Origin of the sequence: Roseixanthobacter liquoris, assembly GCF_043195135.2 — a bacterium.
Lineage (GTDB): Bacteria > Pseudomonadota > Alphaproteobacteria > Rhizobiales > Xanthobacteraceae > NCEH01.
The window spans coordinates 1,501,219-1,516,786 of sequence record NZ_CM195537.1; the positions used below are offsets into that span (position 1 = coordinate 1,501,219).

Annotated in this window: 11 protein-coding genes and 1 tRNA gene; 8 read left to right on the plus strand and 4 right to left on the minus strand. The window is 63.8% G+C overall.

Annotation, left to right across the window (positions count from 1 at the left end; genetic code table 11):
• Nucleotides 1-445 precede the first annotated feature (445 nt).
• Both V5F84_RS06750 and rnhA read right to left on the minus strand, forming a co-directional pair.
• Nucleotides 446-1,210 (minus strand): ParB/RepB/Spo0J family partition protein, encoded by a 765-nt coding sequence (locus V5F84_RS06750; RefSeq protein ID WP_394042192.1) that lies wholly within the window; start codon nucleotides 1,208-1,210, stop codon nucleotides 446-448.
• Nucleotides 1,207-1,719: a ribonuclease HI gene (rnhA, locus tag V5F84_RS06755; RefSeq protein WP_394042191.1), complete on the minus strand. Its 513-nt coding sequence runs from the start codon at nucleotides 1,717-1,719 to the stop codon at nucleotides 1,207-1,209. Before rnhA ends, V5F84_RS06750 begins: the two co-directional genes overlap by 4 nt.
• A 508-nt stretch (nucleotides 1,720-2,227) precedes the next feature.
• Here rnhA and V5F84_RS06760 point away from each other — a divergent pair.
• The 5 genes from V5F84_RS06760 to V5F84_RS06780 all read left to right on the plus strand — a co-directional run bounded on the left by V5F84_RS06760 (nucleotide 2,228) and on the right by V5F84_RS06780 (nucleotide 9,805).
• Complete coding sequence (locus tag V5F84_RS06760) at nucleotides 2,228-4,063, plus strand: type I restriction-modification system subunit M (RefSeq protein WP_394042189.1); 1,836 nt, start codon at nucleotides 2,228-2,230, stop codon at nucleotides 4,061-4,063.
• Nucleotides 4,060-5,379 carry a restriction endonuclease subunit S gene (locus tag V5F84_RS06765; RefSeq protein WP_394042188.1) on the plus strand — a complete coding sequence of 440 codons (1,320 nt, stop codon included), beginning with the start codon at nucleotides 4,060-4,062 and terminating at the stop codon, nucleotides 5,377-5,379. The genes V5F84_RS06760 and V5F84_RS06765 overlap by 4 nt, the downstream gene beginning before the upstream one ends.
• A complete protein-coding gene (locus tag V5F84_RS06770; protein ID WP_394042187.1) occupies nucleotides 5,376-6,287 on the plus strand; it encodes a GIY-YIG nuclease family protein in 912 nt (303 codons plus the stop codon). Before V5F84_RS06765 ends, V5F84_RS06770 begins: the two co-directional genes overlap by 4 nt.
• A gap of 75 nt (nucleotides 6,288-6,362) precedes the next feature.
• Nucleotides 6,363-6,653, plus strand: a complete 291-nt coding sequence (locus tag V5F84_RS06775) for a hypothetical protein (protein WP_394042186.1) — start codon at nucleotides 6,363-6,365, stop codon at nucleotides 6,651-6,653.
• 23 nt (nucleotides 6,654-6,676) lie between these two features.
• A complete protein-coding gene (locus V5F84_RS06780; RefSeq protein WP_394042185.1) occupies nucleotides 6,677-9,805 on the plus strand; it encodes a type I restriction endonuclease subunit R in 3,129 nt (1,042 codons plus the stop codon).
• Between the two features lie 405 nt (nucleotides 9,806-10,210).
• On the opposite strand, the gene V5F84_RS06785 is transcribed toward V5F84_RS06780, so the two are convergent.
• Nucleotides 10,211-11,842, minus strand: coding sequence for a hypothetical protein (locus tag V5F84_RS06785; RefSeq protein ID WP_509277171.1), 1,632 nt, complete (start codon nucleotides 11,840-11,842; stop codon nucleotides 10,211-10,213).
• A 185-nt stretch (nucleotides 11,843-12,027) separates the two neighbouring features.
• A tRNA-Thr gene (locus V5F84_RS06790) sits at nucleotides 12,028-12,102 on the minus strand.
• 397 nt (nucleotides 12,103-12,499) lie between these two features.
• Between V5F84_RS06790 and V5F84_RS06795 the strand changes: the two genes are divergently transcribed.
• From V5F84_RS06795 to V5F84_RS06805, 3 genes are read left to right on the plus strand one after another with little or no spacing between them, the layout of a single operon-like run.
• Nucleotides 12,500-13,666 carry an ABC transporter ATP-binding protein gene (locus V5F84_RS06795; RefSeq protein ID WP_394042183.1) on the plus strand — a complete coding sequence of 389 codons (1,167 nt, stop codon included), beginning with the start codon at nucleotides 12,500-12,502 and terminating at the stop codon, nucleotides 13,664-13,666.
• Nucleotides 13,667-13,678: 12 nt separating this feature from the next.
• Nucleotides 13,679-14,596 carry an ABC transporter permease gene (locus V5F84_RS06800; RefSeq protein WP_394042182.1) on the plus strand — a complete coding sequence of 306 codons (918 nt, stop codon included), beginning with the start codon at nucleotides 13,679-13,681 and terminating at the stop codon, nucleotides 14,594-14,596.
• A complete protein-coding gene (locus tag V5F84_RS06805) occupies nucleotides 14,593-15,411 on the plus strand; it encodes an ABC transporter permease (protein ID WP_394042180.1) in 819 nt (272 codons plus the stop codon). Before V5F84_RS06800 ends, V5F84_RS06805 begins: the two co-directional genes overlap by 4 nt.
• The last annotated feature ends 157 nt before the right edge of the window (nucleotides 15,412-15,568 follow it).

Genomic DNA, 15,568 nt, shown 5'->3' on the forward strand with positions numbered 1-15,568 from the left:
TCCGGGATGTCGTGAGATTCATACCGAATACAACTGTTTACGGTATGGCGTCAACGACCTTCGCGGGGCATTGGAAATGCTGGGGCCGAAGCGGTGGTTTTCAGAGGGGCTTTCGGTATGGGGCGAGCCGTGCCGCACGGCAGCTCTCCTCTGCCTCCCGCCGGATGTGCGAAGGCCGCCGGAGAGGGACTCAGGGAAGACGCCCACGGCGATGGCGGCGGGCCGCACACCGATTGGCGCCGACCGGGGGGACGGGGGATGTACCGCGCGTTGGGTTCTATCGAGACGGCTTCACGGATTTCCGGCGAATTTGGCCGGGGTGGTGCGGGACGGCGCCGGTCAAGGCCAGTTCGGGGCAAATCCCGATGAGTTGTTGAGCTGCAAGGGCCGGCGGGCCATTCTGGTGTCTAAGGTGTTCAATTTGAACAGCCCGCCGGTAAGTCGTTCAGAAGTCGGGGTTTCCGTCCTCTTCGCTATTTTCTGTCGGCTCCCACGGCCTACCGTCCGGGATCTTGGCCTCGATCTCGCGAAGGTGCCGCAACAGCTCCCGGCGATCCTCCTCGTTCAGCGCCCGTGCCTCCGCCGCCGCTTGGTCCAAACTGGCCTTGGCGCGGGCAAGGGCGGTGATGGCCGGGATGCCTTGCGCTTCTCCGGCCTCCGCCCGCCCATTGTCCTCGCCCATGGCGCGGAACACAGAGGGAAAGTCCTGCTGCATCCAGTTCCTTATCGTTGTGTGGCCGACGCGATGGGCGTGATCCGTGGCGATCTCCCGGTACGATTTGAACCGCCGGCCATCCCTGTGCTGGCGGCTCCTGACATAGGCGCGGAAGACGGTGCGAACCTCGCGGGTCTTGAGGGGCTGGCCATGGGAGAGGTTCGCCCGCGCCGCCGCCCATTGCGCCTCTTCCTCGCTCATGTCGGTGACTTCGGCGCAGATGAAGGCCTCGCCGTTGAGCTTAGCGGCCTCCAGCCGGTGCCAGCCGTCCACGAGATAGAGGGCGCCGTTGATGCGGGCGACTTGGATGGGCGGCAGCGTGCCGCCGGTGCGCGTGACGGTGGCGTAGCTGCGCACGATGCCGGGATCGATCTGGGCGCGGACCTGCCAGTCCGAGCGGGTGACGATATCGGCGATGTCCAGGATGGTGGCGATGGGCGCGGGGGCGGCGGCCGGCGGTTGCGGGCCGTCGAGAAGATGAAGTTCGTCCGTCACCGCGCCGCCCCTTCCGTCCGACCGAAGGGGGCGGGTTCGAGGGGCGACGATACCGGCGGATGGGCGCGGAGTGCCAGCTTGGCCTTTTCCGCCTCCGCCCGTGCCAGATGATCGACGGTCTCGTTCATCGCGTCGCCGTCATGACCCCGAACCCACCGCACATCGGCGTTGGGCTTGGCGTCCTTGGCGGCATAGAGGAGGCGCCAGAGGTCGGGATTGGCGACGGGCTTGCCTTGGGCATTGCGCCAGTGCCGCCGCTCCCAGCCCTGCCGCCAGATATTGACGCCCTTCACGACATATTCGCTGTCGCAGAACAGCACGGACGGAACGTCGGCGGGCAAGGCCCCGAGTGCCGCAATGGCAGCCGTCAATTCCATCCGGTTGTTCGTGGTGTCGGCATCGGAGCCGGTGAGGGTTCGGGTGGTGCCGTCCTCACTGACGATCACCACCGCCCAGCCGCCGGGGCCGGGATTGCCGAGGCAAGAGCCGTCCGCATGGGCGATGATCATGCCAGCGCTCCCGTCATCTTGAGGAAGGTGGCGGCGACATAGGGGGCGAAGACCGCCACGGGGGGAAGGCTGCTGACGAAGAGCCAGGAGGTGAGGGCGTCTCGGATTTTTCGGCACAATGAGGCCGTGCCCCGCCGAGCAGCGGAGGCGCAAGAATGGATCATGGGTTTCCTCATGGGTTGGGTCGGTGCCCACAGCGCACGGCCGCCCGCGCCGAAGCCGAGGCAGGCGTGAACGGGGTGGTGGGGCTCAGGGGTGGAGGCGCAAAACCGGCCGGCAGCGCTGAAGGTGGCCGGTTAGGCGGGTGTGCAACAAAACCCGCCTGCCAGAGCCGTTGCCTGATAAGCTCTGGTGCCCCTTAAGCCCTGGTCATCCCGAGGACGCGGCGCACCGCACCGCCGCGTATCGGCGGGTGCATTTGGCTCCCGGTTCCCATATGGCGCGAACCTCGCCCCCTGTGCGATACCTAGCGGAACAAGTGCGTCGCGTGCCGTTCTGGGGGAAGTTCGTGAACCAACAAGCGCTGTCCAGCTTCATCTGGTCCGTGGCGGACCTCTTGCGCGGGGATTTCAAGCAGTCGGAATATGGCAAGATCATCCTGCCCTTCACCGTCCTGCGGCGGCTGGACTGCGTGCTGGCGCCCACCAAGGCGGACGTGCTTGCGGAATTCGAGTTGCGCAGCACGGCGGGGCTGAACCCGGCGCCGTTCCTGCTCAGAAAGGCGGGGCAGGGCTTCTACAACACCTCGCTGTTCGACATGAAGCGCCTCATGGGCGATCAGGACCATATCGCCGCGAACCTCTACGCCTATGTCCAGGGCTTCTCGCCCACCGTGCGGGACATATTCGAGCATTTCAGTTTCCAGCAGCAGATTGACCGGCTCGCCAAGGCGGGGCTGCTCTACCAGGTGGCGGAGAAGTTCGCCCATATCGACCTGCACCCGGACAAGGTCAGCAACAGCCAGATGGGGCTGGTGTTCGAGGAGCTGATCCGCAAGTTCGCGGAAATCTCCAACGAGACGGCGGGCGAGCACTTCACGCCGCGCGAGGTCATCCGCCTGATGGTGAATCTCCTGTTCGTTGAGGATGATGCCATCCTCTCCAAGCCCGGCGTGGTGCGCTCCATCTATGATCCCACGGCGGGCACCGGCGGCATGCTTTCGGTGGCCGGCGAGCATCTGGCGGAGCTGAACCCGAAAGCCCGCCTCACCATGTGGGGGCAGGAGCTGAACCCGGAATCCTACGCCATCTGCAAGGCGGATATGCTCATCAAGGGGCAGGATGCGGACCGGATCGCCTTCGGCAACACGTTCTCGGACGATGGCCACCCCCACGCCACCTTCGACTACATGCTGTCCAATCCGCCGTTCGGCGTGGAGTGGAAGAAGGTGGAAAAGGAAATTCGCAAGGAGCATGAGACGCAGGGCCATAACGGGCGGTTCGGCCCCGGCCTGCCGCGCGTCTCCGATGGCTCGCTCTTGTTCCTGCTGCACCTCATTTCGAAGATGCGCCCGGTGAAGGATGGCGGCAGCCGCTTCGCCATCGTGCTGAACGGCTCGCCCCTGTTCACCGGCGGGGCCGGGAGCGGGGAGAGCGAGATTCGCCGCCATGTGCTGGAGAATGATTTTGTGGAGGCCATCATCGGCCTGCCCACGGACATGTTCTACAACACCGGCATCTCCACTTATGTGTGGGTGCTCACCAACCGCAAGCCCGAGCACCGCAAGCGCAAGGTGCAGCTGATCGATGCGTCCAGCTTCTGGCAGAAGATGCGCAAAAGCCTGGGCTCCAAGCGCAAGGAGCTGAGCGACGACCATATCGCCACCATCACCCGCCTGTTTGGGGATTTCACTGAGGCGCAACTGGCCACGGTTCTGGATGCGCAGGGCAAGGAGCTGTCCCGCGCCGTGCTCACCGCCAACGATGCCGCCCCTGTGGCGCCGGAGGGTGGCAAGGTGAAGCTGGCGCCGCTCTCGCGCCTCTTCGCCAATGCGGATTTCGGCTATCGCACCATCACGGTGGAGCGGCCGTTGCGGGATGCGGCGGGCAAGATCGTTCTGGGCGAGCGAGGCAAGCAGAAGGGCAAGCCCCAGCCGGACAGCGCCTTGCGCGATACGGAGAATGTGCCGCTGGCCGAGGATGAGGAGACCTATTTCCAGCGCGAGGTGCTGCCCCACGCGCCGGACGCCTGGATCGATCCCGAGAAGACCAAGGTGGGATATGAAATCCCCTTCAACCGGCACTTCTACGTGTTCGAGCCGCCCCGTCCGCTGGTCGAGATCGACGCCGAGCTGAAGGCGGTGACGGACCGCATCAAGGCCATGATCGAGGGGCTGGCGGCATGAAGCGCTATCCGACCTATAAGCCATCTGGCGTTAAGTGGATGGGCGAGGTCCCTGAGGGATGGAAGCTTGTTCCTCTTTGGGCAATGTTTCGCCGCGTGAAGCGCACAGACTACCCAGACGCAGAGCTGTTATCGGTATATCGCGATTATGGAGTCGTCCCTAAGTCAAGTAGGGATGATAATTTTAACAAACCATCTGAAGATTTAAGCCAATATCAGTTGGTCGAGCCAGGCGATCTTGTAATTAACAAAATGAAGGCCTGGCAAGGCTCCGTCGCAGTATCTAAATATCGCGGCATCGTCAGTCCCGCGTATTTTGTTTTTACGCCGAAGCATGATCAATGTGATCGCTTTCTGCATTATCTCATGAGGTCTGCAGAATATACATTTTCTTATCTCACGGTGTCGAAAGGCATTCGCCCCAATCAATGGGATTTAGAACCGCAGGAACATTCGCAGATGGCAGTCCTGCTCCCACCCCCGTCCGAACAAGCAGCCATCGCCGCCTTCCTGGACCGCGAGACGGCGAAGATTGATGCGCTGGTGGAGGAGCAGCGGCGGCTGATCGCCTTGCTGGCGGAGAAGCGGCAAGCCGTCATCTCCCATGCGGTCACCAAGGGCCTCGATCCCACGGTTCCGATGAAGGATTCCGGCGTGGAATGGCTGGGCGAAGTGCCGGCGCATTGGGGAATATCGCGCGTGAAGAATGCTGCATCCCATGTTGTGGACTGCCTCCACACCACCCCAGCCTACGATGGTGATGTTGAGTTCCCTGCCGTGCGCACTGCGGATCTGCAGCGGGGGAAATTATTGCTCCATCAAGCGCGACTAGTTTCGCACGAAGTTTATCTGGATCGGATTCAGCGTCTGCCCCCTATCGCAGGAGATGTCCTTTATTCGAGGGAGGGCGAGCGTTTTGGTATGGCCGCGTTGGTGCCTGCTGGTGTCGATCTATGCCTAGGTCAAAGAATGATGATGTTCAGGATCAAGGCAACTTACCATTCCGGGTACGTAATGTGGGCATTGAACAGCGAGGCGGTTTTTCAGCAAGTTCTCGCCAAGGTTGCTGGAGCAACATCTCCACATGTAAATATAACAGATATCGTAAATTTTCACATCCCGACACCGCCCCCTTCTGAGCATGCCAAGATTTACGATTATATAAATGAGCAGATCATTCGGATTGACAATCTGACTGATGAAGCCGAATCCTCCATCACCCTCCTCCAAGAACGCCGCGCCGCCCTCATCTCCGCCGCCGTCACCGGCAAGATTGACGTGCGTGGCCTTGTGCCCGCCGTGGAGGAGGCCGCATGAGCGCCATCGGCGAGGGGCGATCCCTGGAGCTGTATTTCATCGACGGGCGGCCGGATGGCATGCTGACGGCGGAGGTATTCAATTGGACCGGCCATGTCCTGATGGCCCCCCGGACGCAGATCACCGCCGCGCTCGCCCGCAAGGAGGCCCGCTATACCGGCGTCTATCTCCTGCTGGGGGAGAAGGACGGCGAGCCCTGCGCCTATATCGGCGAAGGCGAAGACATCTCGGACCGCATCCGCAACCACGACACCCGCAAGGACTGGTGGACCACCGCCATCCTCGTGACCTCCGCCGCCAACAACCTCCACAAAGCCCATGTGAAGTATCTGGAAGCGCGGCTGGTGGAAGAGGCCCGCGCCGTGGGCCGGGTCATTCTCGATAATGGCAACACGCCGCCCCGGCCCGGCCTGTCGGATGCCGCGCAGTCCAACATGGAAGCCTTCCTCAATTATCTCTTCCTGGTGCTGCCCGCTTTGCGCATCGACATGTTCATCCGCTCCACCCGCCCGGCGCCCCGAGCCGCCCTTATGCCGGGAGAGCCCGTCGCGCCCCGCTTCGAGCTGGTCAACCGCAGGTATGAGCTGACGGCACATGCCGCGCTGGAAGACGGCGAGTTCGTGGTGGAGGCCGGCTCCCGCGCCCGCGCCAAATGGGAGGGACAGAACACGCAGAACAGCAGCTATGCCCAGCTTCACGACGAGCTGAAGCGCATGGGCGTGCTCCAGGAGCAAAATGGCCATTGCGTCTTCACCCAGAACTACGCCTTCAAAAGCCCCAGCGCCGCCGCCTCCGTCGTGCATGGCCGTCCCTCCAACGGGACCATCGAGTGGAAGCTGAAGGGCAGTGCCGGCGTCACCTACAAGGATTGGGAAGCCAGCCAGCTTGCGCGGCAGGAGGGGGCATGAGCACGGATCAGATGGGCAAAGACCGCAACCCGCGACATCCTCAAGCTGCTGGGCTTTGAAGAAGATTGGAAGGCCATGGCTGATGAACAGCCAGGGTATCTCGCCAATCTCGGCAACATCACGCTCAAGGCCAATCAGGTGACGGGGTTTTCATTCCGCTCTGTCTTCCTGTTCACCGGCACGGCGTCCAACGGTCGTTCCATGAAGATGATCCAGTTCGAACTGCCGCTTCATGTGGAGAGCTTCGAACAGGGCGTGGCTTTGATCGTTCGCGGCATCGGCCCCGAGTTCGAACCTTCGAAGCCCTCGCCCTGGTTTGCGCTCGGCCGTGAATGGGAAGATCGTCTGCCCGCCTTTGTAAAGTAACGCCTGCGTCGGGAGCATCGGTCATGACCCTCCACAAGGAGATCAGCTTCAAGGGCGAGATTTGCGCCTTCCTCGGCGCTCATGGCTGGCTCCATGCGGAGGGCGATGCCGCCCGCTATGACCGCGCCCGCGCTCTTTTTCCGCCCGACCTCATCGCATGGGTGCAGGAGACGCAGCCGCAAGCCTTCGAGGCCCTCGCCAAGACAAACGGCGCGGCCACGCAAACCCTGCTGCTGGACCGGGTGCGCCAGCAGATGAACACGCGGGGAACCCTTGATGTGCTGCGCCACGGGGTGGAAATGATCGGCCTGCGACAGCCCTTGATGCTGGCTCAATTCAAGCCGGCGCTGGCGCTGAATACGGAGATTCTTGCCCGCTATGCCGCCAATCGCCTGCGGGTGGTGCGGCAGGTGCGCTATTCCCTCGCCAATGAAAACGCCATCGATCTGGTGCTGTTTCTCAACGGCATCCCCGTGGCGACGGTGGAACTGAAGACCGACTTCACCCAATCCATCACGGATGCCATCGACCAATATCGCTACGACCGCGACCCCAAGCCCAAGGGTTCGGCGAGCGAGCCTTTGCTGAGCTTTCCCAGCGGGGCGTTGGTCCATTTCGCCGTCAGCAACAGTGAAGTGCACATGGCGACCCATCTCAAGGGCCTCGCCACGGTGTTCCTGCCCTTCAACAAGGGCAATGACAATGGCGCCGGCAATCCGCCGAACCTGCATGGCCACCGCACCGCTTATCTCTGGGAGGAGATCTGGGCACGGGACAGCTGGCTGGAGATCCTCGGGCGCTACATGGTGCCCCAGCGCGACGCGAAAAAGCAGATCACCAAGGTTCTGTTCCCGCGCTACCACCAGCTTGACGCCACGCGAAAGCTGCAAGCCGCCGTGCTGGCGGACGGTCCGGGCGCCAAATACCTGATCCAGCACTCCGCCGGCTCCGGCAAGACCAACTCCATCGCATGGTCCGCGCACTTTCTCGCCGACCTGCATGACGGCGAACACCGCAAGATTTTCGACACGGTGCTGGTGGTGTCCGACCGTAACGTGATCGACAGCCAGTTGCAGGAGGCCATCTTCGCCTTCGAGCGCACCACCGGCGTGGTGGCCACCATCAAGGGCGAGAGCGCCAGCAAGAGCGGTGAACTGGCGAAGGCGCTGGAAGGCGGCAAGAAGATCGTCGTCTGCACGATCCAGACCTTTCCGTTTGCCCTTCAGGCGGTGCGGGAACTGGCAGCGACCAAAGGCAAGCGCTTCGCCGTCATCGCCGACGAGGCGCACAGCTCGCAGACCGGAGAAGCGGCGGCCAAGCTCAAGGAAGTGCTGTCCGCGGAGGAGATTGCGAGCCTGGGCGACGGCGGCGAGGTGAGCGCGGAAGACATTCTGGCGGCACAGATGGCAGCCCGTGCCAGCGACGCCGGCATCACCTATGTGGCCTTCACCGCGACGCCTAAAGGCAAGACGATGGAGCTGTTCGGCCGTCGCCCGCGCCCGGATGAACCGGCGAGCGACACCAACAAGCCGGAGGCGTTCCACGTCTATTCCATGCGGCAGGCCATCGAGGAAGGTTTCATCCTCGACGTGCTGAAGAACTACACCCCCTATCGGCTGGCGTTCCGCCTAGCCAGCGCGGGCGAGGAATGGGACGAAACACAGGTGGAGCGCAGCGCGGCGCTGAAGGGGATCATGGGGTGGGTGAAGCTCCACCCCTACAATATCTCCCAGAAGGTCCAGGTGGTGGTGGAGCACTTCCGGGGGCTGGTGGCGCCCCTGCTGGACGGCAAGGCCAAGGCCATGGTTGTGGTCGCCAGCCGCAAGGAGGCGGTGCGCTGGCAATTCGCGATCCAGAAATACATCAAGGATCAGGGCTACAAGGTCGGAACCTTGGTGGCGTTCTCCGGCGAGGTGGAGGACCCAGCGTCAGGTGACGAGCCGTTCACCGAGGCAAGTGGCCTTCTGAATCCCGGCCTCAACGGGCGCGATATCCGCGACGCCTTCAATACCCCAGACTTTCAGATCCTCCTTGTAGCCAACAAATTCCAGACCGGCTTTGATCAGCCCTTGCTGTGCGGGATGTATGTGGATCGCCGCCTTGCGGGGATCCAGGCTGTGCAAACCCTGTCGCGGCTGAACCGCGCCCATCCCGGCAAAGACACCACCTATGTGGTGGATTTCGTCAACAGCGCCGACGACATCCTTGCGGCCTTCAAAACCTATTACGAGACGGCTGAACTGGCGGCCGTCACCGACCCCAATCTGGTGTTCAACCTCCGGGCCAAGCTGGATGGCGCCGGACACTATGACGACTACGAGGTGGAACGTGTCGTGCGGGTGGAAATGGACCCCGCGTCCCGGCAAGGCGATCTCGTGGCGGCCCTGGAGCCAGTCGTGGACCGCATCCAGAAGCGTTATCGGGACGCACTGGAGAATTTCACGGAAGCGCAGGCGCAGAGCGTGAAGGAGGCCATTTCCGAGGCCAAGGACGAACTCGACGCCCTGGTTCTGTTCAAGGGCGACATGGCCGCTTTCCTGCGCCTATACGCCTTCCTGTCGCAGATCTTCGACTACGGCAACACCGAGATCGAAAAGCGCTCCATCTTCTTCCGCCGCCTCCTGCCGCTGCTGGATTTCGGGCGGGAGCGCGAAGGCATCGACCTGTCGAAGGTCACCCTGACCCATCACAGCCTGAGGGGGCAAGGCGCCCGGACGCTTGCGCTCGGCAACGGTGACAGGCCGCAGCTCCAGCCCATCACTGACACCGGCTCCGGTTCTGTGCAGGAGAAGGAGCGGGCACGCCTCGCCGAAATCATCGCGAAGGTGAATGACCTGTTCGAGGGCGACATCACGGACAACGATCAGCTCGTGTACGTGAACAACGTGCTGATGGGGAAATTGCTCGAATCCGAAACCCTGGTGCAACAAGCGTCCAACAACACGAAGGAGCAATTCTCCAACTCGCCCGATCTCTCCAACGCGATCCTGAACGCGGTCATGGACGCCCTTGAGGCGCACAGCACGATGAGCCGGCAAGCGCTGGACTCTGAGCGCGTGAGGGCTGGTCTCAAGGATGTGCTGCTGGGGCCCGCGCAGCTTTACGAGACTTTGCGCCAGCAGGCCGGCGAAGGACGAATGCCAGCGGCTTGATTGCCGAGGCGAACGCCATTACCCGTCGCTCGTGACCATGAATCTGTGACGCGATGAGCCTCATCCACAACGAGCGCACCAAGCTCACCGCCAATGCGCTGGATCGCGCGTCCACCGCCTGCTTGACGGTGGGGGCCTTGGGTCCGGCGGTGGCGTCCCTATATGGGTTGGGGAATGCCGGGGCCGCGTCCCATGGCGTTCTCGTCGCCGTCGGAAGCATTTTTTGGCTGATGGCGGCTGCCGTGCTACATTTCATGGCGCGAAGCGTGCTTGGACGACTGATATGACCGGCCTTTGGCTCTATGCCTATGTGGTGCTTCCCGTCGTGGTGATCGCGATGGGCTATGCCGCCGTGCGCCTGACCGAGCCCAAGCGCCCGCCCCACGCTGGCCCTGCCGAATAGGCTCATTCCACGGCGAAGGCCGGGATTTTCGTCAGCTCCCGATGCAGGAATGCCGGCGAGGCATCGCCATAGCGCTGTCCCACGTCGCGGGCGGTGTGGCCCACCATGAAATAGCGGGCCTCTTCCTGGACACCGTGCGTCCGGCATAGCGTCATGAACAGGTGCCGCCAGCCGTGGTTCGGTTGGATGTTCGGATCTGTCACCCCGATATCCCGGACCCATTCGGACAGGCGCCCGGCGACGGTTTTAGCGGGGTGGCTCTTGGCGCTCCGCACTCGGGCGCGGCGCTCATCATAGAACAGTGGCCCTTCATCCCGCGCCTTCACGAAATCCAGCAGCCCTTGCCGGATCAGATCGGGGTGCACCGGAACCGTGCGCGGCTTGTCGGCCTTCACCGCTCCCGCCTCGGGGGAAATGTGGATGACCCAGACCCCTTGCTCCTCCCGGAAATCCTGTGCGCGAAGCTGGGTGATCTCCGCAACGCGGGCGCCCGAATAGGCGCACAGCCACGGCACCCACCGCCGCGCGGCAAGAGTCTCCGGGGCGTGGCGCCCGCTTGTCTGTGGTGCCCCGAGCGCCGCCCGCAGGATGATCTTGGCCTCCGCGTCGGTGAAGTCGCGGGAGCGGATGCGAGGTGGCGCCTTGCCGGTGCAGCGTATCCCCTGGGCGGGATTGCCGGCGATGCGTCGGTTCGCCTTGCCCCAGTTCAGCACCGTGTTCAGCGGGGTCAGATATTTCGCATTGATGGTCTTGGCGGCAAGGCGGCCCTCCGCCACCAACTTGTCCTTCCAGGCGACCACGTTCTCGGGTGTGACCGCGCCGGCATCATCCTCCCCCACGAAGTCGGCGAACGCCTTTACCACCCGGCGGTGCTCTTCCAGCGTCTTGGTGCGAGGCTTGCGCTCGGCGCCCCACGCGTCGGCAATCCCCGTAAGCGAGCTTGCCGTCCGTTGCGCTTTCGGCCGTGGAGGCGGCGGGGCGGGAGAGGCAGGGACGGGCGTCCAGGAGGGAAAGCGCTGCGCGGCCGGGTCGGGGCTGTAATCCCCACTCGCGGCCCGCTTCAGGCGCCACGCGGCGTCTGTGGCGGCCTGCTCAACGGCATCAAGCAGCCGAACGCGGCTCATGCCGTCCGTGACCACGCCGTGGGTGGCCAGAACCCAATCCGCGAGCCAGCCGAACCGGGTTTCCATGGCCTCCAGGCGGTTGGCGGTGTCGCGGGGCAGGGCGTTGATGGCGCCGGTGAGGTCCGGTTTCCAAGAAGCGGCGGCGGCCTCGTGCTTCTCCACCTCATCAGCGGACAGGCGCGGAGCTGTGGCAACGCGGCCTTCCTTGGTCGCCCGGTTGAACGCTTTCACCGATGCCCACATTTCTGGGGTGCCGGGGTTCTCTTCGAACCGATCCACGAACAGACGGTACACCTCGCCCGAAAGCGCGATGATCTGGCGATGGCTGAGCGCCTTCGGCCCGTTGCGGATGGCGCTCCACTGCTTTTCGAGGTGCGCCAGGGCGATGCCGTGGCGGGACTTGGCGACGGACGGGTCGCGGGTGCGCAGGGAGAACTTCACTTCGTCCCCGGCTGTGGCGAAGACGACATGCTCGCGCTCGCCTGCCTCGGCGGGGAAGGGAAAGGCCAACGTTCGGCCCCGTGCCGCTTCCATCACGTCAGCGGGAACGCGGGCGCGGAAGATGTGGAAGCTGGACTCAGGGCGGCGGGTCGGGCGGGGCATGAGAAGGGCCATTGTGTACCGCTCCTGTGTACCAGTGGAGCGGCCTGAAGTCCCTGTAGCGCAACGATGTGAGGCTGGTCAACGCTTTGAGATGGTGCTGCGAGAGAGGATTGAACTCTCGACCTCTCCATTACCAATGGAGTGCTCTACCACTGAGCTACCGCAGCATCCTGGTGGTTCCGGCCGAAGCGACCTCGGGGCGAGGAGGCTTTGGGACCATGCGCGCATCGCGCGCAGGTGACAGAACCGAACCGGCGGCGGAGTGGTCCGCCGCGAGTGGGGGGTTCCTTGCCACAAGCCGGCTGAGGGTGCAAGCCCATGGGCGATCGGATCTGTGGTCAACCTTGCAACGGGGACATAAAGGGCCCGAAAACCGCTCGGGCTGCGACGTGGCGCTTCCGCTGGGACCAGCCAAGGTGTGGGCGGCAGCGGCGGCGCCCGGCAAATCGGGCGATTTGCCGCTTCTTTGGGCGCACTCCTTCTGTTTTTTGCGCGTGCACAAGACTTGAGCGACGCCGGATTGATGCTAGCCTTGCCACAGGCATAGGCGGACCGGGGGAGCCGATGGCAACCGAAAAGGCGCGCACGCAAACCATCGGAGCCGTGAGACGCTCCTTCGCGCCATGGACCGATCCGGCGGCAACGCCGCTGATCCGGTTTGAGAATGTGGTCAAGCGTTTCGGCGAATTCACCGCCATCGACCATGTGAGCATCGACATTTACGAGCGCGAGTTCTTCGCGCTGCTCGGCCCCTCCGGCTGCGGCAAGACCACCTTGATGCGCATGCTCGCCGGCTTCGACGAGCCCACCGAGGGCCGCGTTCTGCTGGCCGGACAGGATCTCGCCGGCGTGCCGCCCTACAAGCGGCCGGTGAACATGATGTTCCAGTCCTACGCGCTGTTCCCGCACATGACCGTGGCCGACAATATCGCCTTCGGTCCCAAGCAATTGGGCATGCCCAAGGGCGAGATCGCCGGCCGTGTCGCCGAGATGCTGAAGCTGGTGAAGCTGGAGAAGTTCGCCCAGCGCAAGCCGCACCAATTGTCCGGCGGCCAGCGCCAGCGCGTGGCGCTCGCCCGTTCGCTCGCCACCCGCCCCAAGGTGCTGCTGCTCGACGAGCCGCTGGGCGCCCTCGACAAGAAGCTGCGCGAGGAGACCCAGTTCGAGCTCATGGACCTGCAGATGGACCTGGGCATGACCTTCCTGATCGTGACCCACGACCAGGAAGAGGCCATGACGGTCGCCGACCGCATCGCCGTGATGAACAATGGCGTGCTGGTGCAGGTGGCGCCGCCCTCCACCATCTATGAGGCCCCCGCCACGCGCTATGTCGCCGACTTCATCGGCGATGTGAACATGCTGGAATGCAAGGTGGAAAGCTGCACCAACGGCGACGTCCGCCTCACGTCCAGCGTGACGCCGGCGCCGATCGAGATCGCCCAGAGCGTCGAGGCGGCTTCCGGCGACACCGCCTGGCTCGCCATCCGCCCCGAGAAGATGCGGATCTCGCTCGACGCGCCCGCGGACATGAGCCGCAATTGCTTCACCGGCGAGATCTGGGACATCGGCTATCTCGGCGATCTCTCCATCTATCACGTGGAACTGCCGTGCGGCACGCGCATCAAGGTGTCGCTGCCCAACCAGTCGCGCGTGGTGGAGCGGCCGATCTCCTGGGAAGACAAGGTTTTCGTCACCTTCGCGCCGAGCGCCGGCGTGGTCCTGACCCGCTGAAGGAGACGCACCATGCCCATGGCCGGCGAAAAGGGAAGCGGACGGCTCATCGTCATCGCCATCCCCTATCTGTGGTTGCTCGCGCTGTTCCTGGTGCCGTTCCTGATCGTCGTGAAGATCAGCCTGTCCCAGGATATCCTCGCCTCGCCCCCCTATACCCCGTTGCTGGATCTTTCCCAGGGCTGGGCGGGGCTGAAGGATTACGTCTCCCAGCTGTCCTTCGCCAATTACTTCTATGTGCTGAGCTTCGATAACGAGTTCATCGGCGCCTATGGCTCCAGCCTGGTCATCGCCTCCATCTCCACCGTGCTGCTGCTGCTGGTGGGTTATCCCATCGCCTATGCCATGGCGCGGGCGCCGCGCTCGATCCAGCCGACGCTGCTGATGCTGGTGATCCTGCCGTTCTGGACCTCGTTCCTGATCCGCGTCTATGCCTGGATCGGCATTCTCTCGCCGGAAGGGCTGCTGAACCAGGCGCTGATGGGCATGGGCGTGATCGATACGCCGCTGGAGATCCTCAACACGGATCTCGCGGTCTATATCGGCATCGTCTATTCCTATCTGCCCTTCATGGTGCTGCCGCTCTATTCGGCGCTGGAAAAGCTCGATCCGACCTTGCTGGAGGCGGCGGAGGACCTCGGCTGTCCCTCGGCGCGGGCGTTCTGGCTCATCACCTTCCCGCTCTCCTTGCCCGGCGTCGCGGCAGGCGCGCTTCTGTGCTTCATCCCGGCGGTGGGCGAGTTCGTCATTCCCGACCTGTTGGGCGGGTCGGACACCATGATGATCGGCAAGTCGCTCTGGACCGAGTTCACGGTCAACCGCTCCTGGACCTCGTCCTCGGCGGTGGCGGTGCTGCTGCTGCTGCTGCTCGTGGTGCCGATCGTGATCTACCAGAACATCCAGGCGCGCCAGCTGGAGGCGGGGAAATGAACAAGAACCTCTCCTGGTTCAACGTCACCTCGCTGGTGCTGGGATTCGCGTTTCTCTACATCCCCATCCTGCTGCTGGTGATCTATTCCTTCAACGCCTCGCGCCTCGTCACCGTCTGGGCGGGCTTTTCCTTCCAATGGTACGTGTCGCTGTTCCAGAACGAGCAGCTCATCGATGCCGCCTGGGTCACGCTGCGCGTGGCCTTCATCTCGTCCATGGCGGCGACGGTGCTCGGCACCATGGCGGCGCTGGCGCTCACCCGCTACGGCCGGTTCTTCGGGCGCACGCTGTTCTCGGGCATGACCTATGCGCCGCTGGTTATGCCGGAAGTCATCACCGGCCTGTCGCTGCTGCTGCTGTTCGTGGCGGTGGGCTTCGAGCGCGGCTTCTGGACCATCACGCTCGCCCACATCACCTTCACCATGTGCTTCGTGGCGGTGGTGGTGCAATCGCGCCTCGTCACCTTCGACCGTTCGCTGGAGGAAGCCGCGCTCGACCTCGGCTGCCCGCCGTTCAAGACCTTCTTCACCATCACCTTGCCGCTGATCCTGCCGGCGGTGCTCTCCGGCTTCATGCTGGCGTTCACGCTCTCGCTGGACGATCTCGTGATCGCGAGCTTCACCACCGGGCCCGGCGCGACCACCTTGCCGATGCGCATCTATTCCCAGGTGCGCCTCGGCGTGACGCCGGAAATCAACGCCGCCTGCTCGATCCTGATCGGCGTGGTGACGGTCGCGGTGCTGATCGCCTCCATCGCCACAAAGCGGGCGGAAAAGCTGCGCGCGGCGGAAGAACGGGCGGCCGTGCGGGGGTGACAGGGGCGGTGGCTGTTCATTAAAAGGGGCGCGGGTGGGAGGCGGTTAGAAGCCTCGGGGTGGGCCGAGCAGCGGTTCGTGCGCCGAGGGCTGTGCTTGGCCTGCCGCCCGCATGTTCCGCCGCGACGGCCCTCAAAGCCTGGGCGGCCGCCCAGGA